General features: G+C 66.9%; 8 protein-coding genes. 5 read left to right on the top strand and 3 right to left on the bottom strand.

All coding sequences use genetic code 11. The features are described 5' to 3' along the window. Positions 1-231 precede the first annotated feature (231 nt). The 3 genes from ACTHLF_RS19030 to grxC form a co-directional block, all read right to left on the bottom strand. Positions 232-1,254 (bottom strand): isocitrate dehydrogenase, encoded by a 1,023-nt coding sequence (locus tag ACTHLF_RS19030; RefSeq protein ID WP_440329455.1) that lies wholly within the window; start codon positions 1,252-1,254, stop codon positions 232-234. A 128-nt stretch (positions 1,255-1,382) separates the two neighbouring features. Next, a complete protein-coding gene (locus ACTHLF_RS19025) occupies positions 1,383-1,781 on the bottom strand; it encodes a carboxymuconolactone decarboxylase family protein (protein ID WP_440329453.1) in 399 nt (132 codons plus the stop codon). Beyond that, positions 1,781-2,050 carry a glutaredoxin 3 gene (grxC, locus tag ACTHLF_RS19020; RefSeq protein ID WP_440329451.1) on the bottom strand — a complete coding sequence of 90 codons (270 nt, stop codon included), beginning with the start codon at positions 2,048-2,050 and terminating at the stop codon, positions 1,781-1,783. The genes ACTHLF_RS19025 and grxC overlap by 1 nt, the downstream gene beginning before the upstream one ends. Before the next feature lie 135 nt (positions 2,051-2,185). On the opposite strand from grxC, the gene ACTHLF_RS19015 reads away from it, so the two are divergent. From ACTHLF_RS19015 to ACTHLF_RS18995, 5 genes are all read left to right on the top strand, one after another. Beyond that, the gene (locus tag ACTHLF_RS19015) at positions 2,186-3,835 is read left to right on the top strand and encodes a M48 family metalloprotease (RefSeq protein WP_440329449.1); all 1,650 of its coding nucleotides are present in this window, start codon (positions 2,186-2,188) and stop codon (positions 3,833-3,835) included. A gap of 69 nt (positions 3,836-3,904) precedes the next feature. Then, positions 3,905-4,594: a phosphate regulon transcriptional regulator PhoB gene (gene phoB, locus ACTHLF_RS19010; protein ID WP_045827901.1), complete on the top strand. Its 690-nt coding sequence runs from the start codon at positions 3,905-3,907 to the stop codon at positions 4,592-4,594. A gap of 56 nt (positions 4,595-4,650) precedes the next feature. Continuing rightward, positions 4,651-5,928 (top strand): phosphate regulon sensor histidine kinase PhoR, encoded by a 1,278-nt coding sequence (gene phoR, locus ACTHLF_RS19005; RefSeq protein WP_440329447.1) that lies wholly within the window; start codon positions 4,651-4,653, stop codon positions 5,926-5,928. Between the two features lie 79 nt (positions 5,929-6,007). Further along, positions 6,008-8,104: a polyphosphate kinase 1 gene (gene ppk1, locus ACTHLF_RS19000; protein WP_440329445.1), complete on the top strand. Its 2,097-nt coding sequence runs from the start codon at positions 6,008-6,010 to the stop codon at positions 8,102-8,104. Further along, positions 8,101-8,938 (top strand): MGDG synthase family glycosyltransferase (locus tag ACTHLF_RS18995; RefSeq protein WP_440329444.1); only part of this gene is annotated, 838 nt, incomplete at its 3' end. The genes ppk1 and ACTHLF_RS18995, both read left to right, overlap by 4 nt.

Here is an 8,938-nt window from a genome sequence, read left to right as displayed (position 1 = left end):
ACAAGAGAGCGGCCGTAGGCCAATAAGTACATTTGCGCCGGAGGCGCACTCCGGTACGAACGCGGAGGACCTGTCTGAGCAGCGAGGGTGGGCCCCAAGGCCTCTTTCCAGAGACGTCCGAGCGCGAGGCGGCGCTAGCCGCTAAGAACACGCAGTCGCGCCAGCGAATGAACCGCTTAAAAAAAAGCCCGGCCGGAGCCGGGCTTTTTCGTCATCGAACCACCGAGGCGATTACGCCGTGGCCTTGATCCGCTCGACGATCGCATCGCCGAAGGTATCGGTGTTGCCGGTGCCGCCGACGTCCGGGGTCGTGCGGTCGCGGGCATTCATCACCTCGCTGATCGCCGAACGCAGGCGCGTGCCCTTGGCCACCATGCCCAGGTGATCCAGCATGTCCGCCGCAGCAAGCAGCAGCGCGCACGGGTTCGCCTTCTTCTGGCCAGCGATATCCGGCGCCGAGCCGTGCACCGCCTCGAAGATCGCCGCGTCCTTGCCGATGTTCGCACCCGGGGCCAGGCCCAGGCCGCCGACGAGGCCGGCGCACAGATCGGACAGGATGTCGCCGAACAGGTTGGTCGTCACAATCACGTCGAACTGGTACGGGTTCATCACCAGCTGCATGCACGCGTTGTCGACGATCATTTCCTGGAACTCGAGGTCCGGGAAATCCTTCGCCACTTCACGGGCCACGTCGAGGAACAGGCCAGACGAGGTCTTCATGATGTTGGCCTTGTGCACGGCCGTGACCTTCTTGCGGCCCTTGGCGCGAGCCATCTCGAAGCCGTAGCGGCAGATGCGCTCCATGCCCGGGCGGGTATTGCGGATGACCGAGACGGCCACCTCGTTCTCGCCGGTGCCTTCGCGCGTCTGGCCCTCGGCCATGTACGCACCCATCGTGTTCTCACGCACGGTGATGATGTCGATGTTGTCGTAACGCGCCTTCGTGCCCGGGAAGCTGATCGCCGGACGCACGTTGGCGTACAGGTCGAACTTGCGGCGCAGGGTCACGTTGATCGAGGTGAAGCCACCGCCGATGGGGGTGGTCAGCGGGCCCTTGAGCGCCACGGTGTGCTTTGCGATGGCATCGATCGTGCCCTGCGGCAGCAGGTCGCCGTGCTTCTCGAGGGCCACCATGCCCGCGTCCACGAAATCGTAGGTCAGGCCGCAGTCGAGGGCATCGAGGACGCGGATGGTCGCGTCCATGATCTCGGGGCCGATACCGTCGCCGGGGATCACGGCAATGGTCTTGCTCATGGGGATTACTCCTGGAAGGAAGCGGGTCTTGGACGCTCGCGGATGCGATCGCCGGGGAGAAAAATCGCCCAATTATCGGCGATTTTGCCCGCTTCCTTCAAGGATCAGGGCCCCAGCCGGGGCCTGTCTCAGGCTTTGGCGTGGTCGGCGCAGGCCGCGGCATCCGCCTGGGCCGGCTCGCCTTCCAGCGAATCGAGGAAATCCACGGCGCGGCGCAGGTGCGGGATGACGATGGAGCCGCCCACGACGAGGCCCACGCTGAACACTTCGAAGAACTCCTCGCGGTTCACGCCCGCTTCCTTGCACTGGGCGACGTGGTAGCTGATGCAGTCGTCACAGCGCAGGACCATGGAAGCGACCAGGCCCAGCATTTCCTTGGTTTTCACATCCAGCGCGCCCTCACGGTACGTCTGGGTGTCCAGGGCGAAGAAACGGCGGACGACCTGGTTGTCTTCGCCCAGGATGCGCTCGTTCATGCGCTTGCGGAAGGCAGTGAATTCCTCGACGCGGGTCTTGTCCGTGGCCATCAGTGCGCCGCCTCGAGGATCTCGGCAAGGCGGCCGCTGCGGTCGGCTGCCGCCAGGTCGTCGAAACCACCCACGTGGGTGCCGTTGATGAAGATCTGCGGCACGGTGCGGCGGCCGCCGCTCTTCTCGAGCATGATGTCGCGCTGGGTCGGATCCATATCGATGCGCACCTCGTTCCATGCGAGGCCCTTGGCCTTCAGCAGGTTCTTGGCGGCGACGCAGTAGGGACATACCGCGGTCGAATAGATGGTGATATCGGGGGTGTTCATGGAACGGTGTCTCCGAACGCATTGATTACCGCTAAATGGCGGCCTGGGGCCTATTCTACAACCCCATGGCGAACCCCTGCCCGCCCGCGCGGTCCAAGCCGGATCCGGCCCCGTGGTGGTATCGTTTTCTCACTTATGCGCCCGCACTTTCCCCGCCTGCTGCTCCTCGCCGCCACCACCGCCGCCACCTTCGTGGCCGGCGCGCAGGATGCCGTACGCCTGCCCGACCTGGGCAGCTCCGCCAACGCCCTGATCAGCCCCCGGGGGGCCGACGACTACGGCGCGCAGATGCTCCGGCAGATGCACGCGCTGGACCTGACCGTGGACGACGCGCTGCTCGACCAGTACATCAACGACCTGGGTTACCGCCTGGTCGCGGCGAGCGACCGGCCGAAGGAGCATTTCCAGTTCTTCATCGTCCGCGATACGCAGATCAACGCGTTCGCGGCGCCTGGCGGCTACATCGGCGTCAACGCCGGCCTGATCAACATCACCCAGAACGAAAGCGAGCTGGCCGGTGTGATCGCGCATGAAATCGGCCACATCACCCAGAACCACCTGTATCGCGCCTTCGAGGCATCGAAGAAGGACGCGCCTCTCCTGGCGCTGGTCCTGCTTGGTGCCATCGCCGCGGGCGCGGGTGGTGCCGGTGGCGATGCCGCCGCGGGCGTGCTCATGGGCGGCCAGGGGCTTCTGCTGCAGCGGCAGATCAATTTCACCCGCAAGGATGAAATCGAGGCGGATCGCGTCGGCATCCAGACGCTGGCGAACGCGGGCTTCGATCCCGAGGCCATGGCCGATTTCTTCGGCCGCATGCAGGACACGCTGCGCGTCGGTGAGGGCGAGGATGCGTTGCCGGCGCTGCTGCAGACGCACCCGGTCACGCTGGACCGCATCAGCGATGCGCGCGCCCGTGCGCGCGTGCTCGAGGCTAGCCTGAAGGACCGGCCGAAGCTGCCGACGCTCGACAAGGCGGTGTGGGAAAAGAACACCGCACCGGTGCTTTTCGTGAAAGACCCGACCACCCTGGCCGGCACGGGCGCTGCGGTCGCCAGGGACAGCGTGGGCGATACCTATGCGCTGATGCGCGAGCGCGTGCGCGTGCTGTCGGGCGATGTCGGCAAGCTCGCCGCGTACTACGCCACCAACCTCAAGCGGAAGGACTTCGACACCGCGGCCAATCGCTACGGCTACGCGGTGGCGCTCACCCGCAGCAACCGCGGCGCCCAGGCCGTGGAGCAGCTCCAGCCACTCCTCGCCCAGCTGCCGGATAGCGTGGTACTGCGCCTGGCCATGGCCGACGCGTACCTGGATGCCGGCCGCTATGGTGACGCCACGGCCATCTACAAGGCGCTGCACGCGAACTCGCCGCGTAACGTCGCGGTTGCCCTGGGCTACGCCAAGGCGCTCGCGGTCCAGGGCAGCACGGCCAGCGCCCAGCAGTCGGCCGCCCTGCTCCGCCCCATGCTGGACAACAGCGATGACCCCGAGATCTTCCGGACCTATGCCCAGGCCAGCGAGCGGGCCGGTGACAGCGTCCGGGCCGCGGAGGCCTATGCCAATGCCGCCTATCTCTCCGGGCGGCCGTTCGACGCCATGGAACAGCTGCGCCGGCTGCTGAAGCGCGACGACCTCGACTTCTACCAGCGCTCGCGGGTCCAGGCCCAGATCGCGGACCTGACCCCGCTCCTGCTGGAGCTGCGCAAGCGCCGGGTGGCCACCGATGACAATCCGGACGGCCGGACCCAGCAGGCCATGCCCCTTATCGGCACGGGCCGAATGTGACCGTTGTCATTGCCGTGTAACACTGCATGGCTGCAATATGACGGTCACAGCCACCAAGCGGTTCATAGCGTGCATAAGCGCATTCTTATCGTGGAAGACGAAGCATCGATTCGCGACATGGTCGCGTTCGCGCTTCGCAAGGCGGGCATGGATGCGGCACACGCCGCGGACGCCCGCGCCGCCCAGATGGCCATTTCCGAGCGCGTACCGGACCTGATCCTGCTCGACTGGATGCTCCCGGGCACCAGCGGCCTGGAGCTGGCCCGCCGGCTGCGCCGCGAGGAGCTTTCCCGCGAAATCCCCATCATCATGCTCACCGCCCGCGGCGAGGAGATGGATCGGGTCAACGGCCTCGAGGCCGGCGTGGATGACTACGTCATCAAGCCGTTCTCCACCCGTGAGCTCATCGCCCGCATCAAGGCCGTCCTGCGCCGCAGCCAGGGCGATGACGGCTCGGGCGTGGTGGAACTGGGCGGGCTGCGCATCGATGGCCCGGCGCACCGCGTGTTCGCCGGGGACGACGCCGTGCCGATCGGGCCGACCGAATACCGCCTGCTGTTCTTCTTCATGACCCACCCGGAACGCGTCTACTCACGCGCGCAGCTGCTCGACCATGTCTGGGGTGGCAGCGTGTACGTGGAAGAACGCACCGTGGACGTGCACATCCGCCGCCTGCGCAAGACACTGGAGCCGTGGAAGCTCGACGACATGGTGCAGACCGTGCGCGGCGCGGGCTACCGCTTCTCCGCCAATACCTAGGCTAACGCGGGCCAGCCGCGTTATGGTGCGAACCACCAGACCGCCGGTTACCCGCCATGCCACCCAGCTTCCTGACCTCCTGGCGATTGCCCGCCACCTGCGCCGCCCTGCTTTTCGCGGGTGGCGCGGTGGGCGTGCTCGCGGGCTCGGCGCTAGCGGGCGTGAGCGTTATCGCGCTGCTGGAAATCGTCGTGCTGCTGTCGCTATTCCGTCATATGGCCGGGCCAATGTTGCAATCGCCTGCAACGCCCCACCCTGAGCATGACCGTCTCATGACCCGCACACGCCGTATCGCCTCCCGCCTCCGCGACCTGCGCAGCGCGGCCGGTTCCCTCCCCGATGGCGTGGTCCTGCTGGACCACGCGCAGCATGTCCGCTGGTTCAACCACGCGGCGGAGGAACTGCTCGGCCTGAAGGGTCCGCGCGACCGCGGCCGCTTCATTACGGATGTGCTGAAGAACAGCGAACTTTCCGAATGGCTGGAAGAAGGTGCCCGCGAGCCGCTGACGGACGTGACCGCGCCGGGCCACCCCAACCGCCACATCACCGCGACCCTGCTCCCCTTCGGTAGCCGCCAGCGCGTGTTGCTGGCGCGCGACACGAGCCACCTCACGAGGCTGGAGCAGATCCGCCGCGACTTCGTGGCCAACGTGTCGCACGAGCTGCGTACCCCGCTCACCGTGAACCACGGGTACCTCGAGCTGCTCGATCCGGAAGACGTGCCCGAGCTGGCGCCCGTGCTCGATGAGATGCGCGCGCAATCCAAGCGCATGGGCCAGATCGTCGAAGACCTGCTCACGCTTTCGCGCCTGGAGACGCAGGACCACCTCGCCGAAGAACACGTACAGATGGCGCCCCTGCTGGCGTCGCTGCGCAAGGAAGCCGAAGCGCTGAGCCAGGGCCGGCATACCATTTCGCTCGACGTCGCCACCGGTTACGACCTGCTGGGTTCCACCAAGGACCTGCACAGCGCCTTCGGCAACCTGGTGGGCAACGCGGTGCGCTACACCCCGACAGGCGGCAAGATCGCCATCCGCTGGGCCGCGACCGACGGTGGCGCACGCTTCTCGGTGCAGGATTCCGGCTTCGGGATCCCCGCCGCGCATATCGCCCGCCTGACCGAGCGGTTCTACCGCGTTTCGTCGAGCCGCTCGCGCGATTCCGGCGGTACCGGCCTGGGCCTGTCCATCGTCAAGCACGTGCTGAACCTGCACCAGGCGCGCCTCTCGATCGAGAGCGAACCCGGCAAGGGCTCTACCTTCGCCTGCGTTTTCGGCAGCGATCGTCTGCTGGATGGCAGCCGCCTGCACGACGTGGCGGGCGCACCGGCCTGAACGCATGGCTTCCTGGCGCCCGCAGGTTGCTGCGATGCCCCTTTCCGCGGCGGCCGGCGATGGTCCACCATCGGCGGTCATGAAACGAGCCGCGGAACGCATGAGCGCCAAGATCGACCTCGGGGCCCCCGAGCTCTACAACAACCGCGAACTGGCGGCGCTGGAATTCAACTTCCGCGTGCTGGCCCAGGCCAGCGACCCGGACGTGCCGGTGCTGGAACGGTTGCGCTACCTCACCATCGTGAGCAACAACCTCGATGAATTCTTCGAGGTGCGCGTCGCCGTGCTCAAGCATAAGCACGCCCTCGGCGTCGCCCTGCCCGGCGCGGACGGCCTCTCGTCGGGCGAGATCCTCTCGCGCATCCGCGAGCGCACGCTGGAACTGGTGCGCGAGATCTACCGCATCTGGCACGAGGAGCTCGGGCCGGCGCTCGGCGCCCAGGACATCCGCTTCCTCACCCGTGACCAGTGGTCGGACAAGCAGCGCCGCTGGCTGCAGGGTTACTTCCAGAACGAGATCATGCCGGTGCTGTCGCCGCTCGGCCTCGACCCGGCGCATCCGTTCCCGCGGATCCTCAACAAGACACTCAACCTGGCCGTCGTGCTCAAGGGCCGCGATGCCTTTGGCCGCGAAGGCCACATGGCGCTCGTCCGTGCCCCGCGCTCCCTGCCCCGGATCATCCGCATCCCTGCGGAGGTGTCAGGCAGCGATGGCGACTTCGTGTTCCTGGCCGAGGTGCTGCAGAGCTTCGCCGACGAGATTTTCCCTGGCTTCCAGGTGTGCGCCGCCTATCAGTTCCGGGTGACCCGCAACAGCGAACTCGTGGTCGAAGAGGCCGAGGTGGAAAACCTCGCCCGCGCGCTCAGCGAGGAACTCGCGGGCCGCGGCTACGCGCGCCCGGTCCGGCTTGAAGTCGGTGCCGATTGCCCGCGCGCGATCCCCGAGATGCTCATGGCGAACTTCCAGCTGGAAGACGCCGATATCTACCGCTGCGACGGCCCGGTGAACATCATCCGCTCCGGCGTGATCTACGACCAGCTCGATCGCCCCGAGCTGAAGGTCCCGCACTTCACGCCACGCCTTTCGCCGGCCTTCGCGAAGGGCGTGAATGAATTCGACGTGCTTGGCGAGCGCGACGTGTTGCTGCACCACCCCTACGAGTCGTTCGCCTCGGTGGTGGAGCTGCTGCGCCGTGCGTCGCAGGATCCCGGGGTACTCGCGATCAAGCAGACGCTTTACCGCGCCGGCAAGGATTCACCGCTGGTCGACCTGCTGGTGGATGCCGCGCGCAACGGCAAGGACGTCACCGTGGTGATCGAGCTGCGCGCGCGGTTCGACGAGGAAGCCAACATCGGCCTCGCCAACCGCCTGCAGGAAGCGGGCGTGCAGGTGGTCTACGGCGTGGTCGGATACAAGACGCACGCGAAGATGCTGCTGATCGTGCGGCGCGAAGGCAGTGGCCTGCGCCGGTACGTGCACCTTTCCACCGGCAACTACCACCAGGGCAACAGCCGTGGCTACACGGACATCGGCCTGATGACCTCGAACGCCGAGATCGGCGAGGACATCCACAAGGTGTTCCAGCAGCTCTCGGGCCTGGGCCCGATGATCCAGCTGAAGCGCCTGCTGCATTCGCCTTTCACGCTGTACAGCAGCGTCATGGGCAAGATCGAGCGCGAGATCGAGCATGCGCGCCAGGGCCGCCCGGCGCGCATCGTCGCGAAGCTCAACGCCCTGAACGAGGCCCACGTGGTCGAAGCGCTGTACCGCGCGTCGCAGGCGGGCGTGCAGATCGACCTGATCATCCGCGGCGCGTGCACGCTGCGCCCGGGCGTCAAGGGCGTATCGGAGAACATCCGTGTGCGCTCGATCATCGGCCGCTTCCTCGAACACAGCCGTGTCTACTGGTTCGCCAACGATGGCGAGCCCGAACTTTATTGCGCCAGCGCGGACTGGATGGAACGCAACCTCATGCGCCGCATCGAAGTCGGCGTGCCGATCCTTGAGCCCGACCTGTTCAAGCGCGTTTACGAGGAAACGCTGGAAAATTACCTGCGCGACAACACCCAGGCGTGGATGCTGGGCCAGGATGGTCGTTACACGCGGCGGCATCCCGTGGCGGGCGAGTCCCCGCATTCGGCGCAACAGGCGCTGCTGGCCAAGTACTGCGGGTGAAGCGGCGCATCCTGCTCCTGTCGGTATCCGCTGGCGCGGGGCACGTGCGCGCCGCGGATGCGCTTGAAGCCACGGTCGGTGCGCTGGCGGCCGATGGCTGCGACGTGGAAGCGCGCCACCTCGATGTCATGGATTACGTGCCGTCGAGCTTCCGACGGATCTACGCCGATTTCTACCTTGGCCTGATCACGCGGTACCCGCGGATCTGGGGCATGCTTTACCGCATCACCGATGATGCGCGCCCCGACGCGGTGGTGCAGCGCATGCGCCGCACGATCGAGCGCCTGAACACGCGGCGGTTGCGTGCCGCGATCACGGCGTTCGCGCCCGACGCCATCGTCTGCACGCACTTCCTGCCGGCGGAAATGCTCGCGCGGCAGATCCGCAAGGGCCGCGTCACGGCGCCGGTATACCTGCAGGTGACCGACTTCGACCTGCACCGCATGTGGATCGTGCCCGGCATGAGCGGCTACTTCGCGGCGAGCCCGGAGATCGCGTATCGCATGCATGCGGTGGGGCTGCCCACCACACTCGTGCACACCACCGGCATCCCGGTGATGCCGGCCTTCGCCGAAACACACGACCGGGACGCGCTGGCGCGCGGTTTCGGCATGGACCCGGCGCGCCCGACCTACCTCGTCATGGGTGGCGGCGCCGGCGTGGGCGCGCTCGACGAGCTCGCCGATACGCTGCTCTCCGCAGGCGGTGACTTCCAGCTCGTGGTGCTGGCCGGTCGTAACAAGGACATGCTTGCGCGGCTGCAGGCCCTCGCGTCTGGCAAACACGCCGGCCGCCTCTTCCCCCAGGGCTATACGCGGCACGTCGAGCAGCTCA

Source organism: Luteibacter sp., assembly GCF_051958795.1.
Lineage (GTDB): Bacteria > Pseudomonadota > Gammaproteobacteria > Xanthomonadales > Rhodanobacteraceae > Luteibacter.
This window is presented reverse-complemented; position numbering and strand designations above follow the sequence as displayed.